This window comes from Secundilactobacillus paracollinoides DSM 15502 = JCM 11969 (genome assembly GCF_001311135.1).
Lineage (GTDB): Bacteria > Bacillota > Bacilli > Lactobacillales > Lactobacillaceae > Secundilactobacillus > Secundilactobacillus paracollinoides.
In genome coordinates this window covers 1-713 of record NZ_BBAG01000164.1, presented here as the reverse complement: position 1 = coordinate 713, position 713 = coordinate 1, and the positions used below count along the sequence as shown (strand labels likewise).

At 43.1% G+C, this 713-nt stretch carries 1 protein-coding gene; it reads right to left on the bottom strand.

The features are described 5' to 3' along the window. Positions 1 to 358: DNA adenine methylase (locus JCM11969_RS16815; protein ID WP_173585438.1), on the bottom strand; the 358-nt coding region annotated here is incomplete at its 3' end. Between the last annotated feature and the right edge of the window lie 355 nt (positions 359 to 713).

Genomic DNA, 713 nt, shown 5'->3' with positions numbered 1-713 from the left:
TCTGATTATTACTAAATGAATAAGCAATTAACACTAACGTTCGTTCGATAGAATCAGGTTGATTATCTCGCCAATCAAAAAATTGTTCTCGTGTTAATGCTACGTAATCCATCAGGTTGAAATGCGGTTCATCATTGATTAATGCTCTTAATAGCTCAACCACGGTTTTCCTTCGGTCATTATATATTACTTCTTCATATTTTCCAGATGAAGCAGCTGCCAAACTAACACATCCACCCCCGCCGAATACATCAACCAATCGCTTTCCATCGGGTAGGGCTTCCATAATTTGTTCAACCTTCTGTCCCTTGTTGCCAACGTATGGCAGTCCACGCTTCCATTTATCTTTTGCTTTCATCTTGACTATGTTTTCCTTTCGATTGCAAATTAAAAGCGCCATGCTTCTTTGCACGACGCTCGCGTTTCTTCTTATCAGCCAACCAACGCTCTAAGCCACGATAGCAATGGTTCTCTGCTGGGCTAACATAGCCATACTCAGTGTGTCGCATGTAGCCACACTCCCAACACGATAATGAGCAGCACCATCAGCAGGCCTAATATTAAGTTGTCCCGTTGATAGTTTCTCATTGCTACTCCTCCAAATTAAAAGGCCGCCTCGTTTGAGACGACCGTGTATGTGATTGGTGTGGAATCGAACCACACGCGGTTATGAACCGTCTACTCTAACCAACTGAGTTAAAGGTCCTTACTGG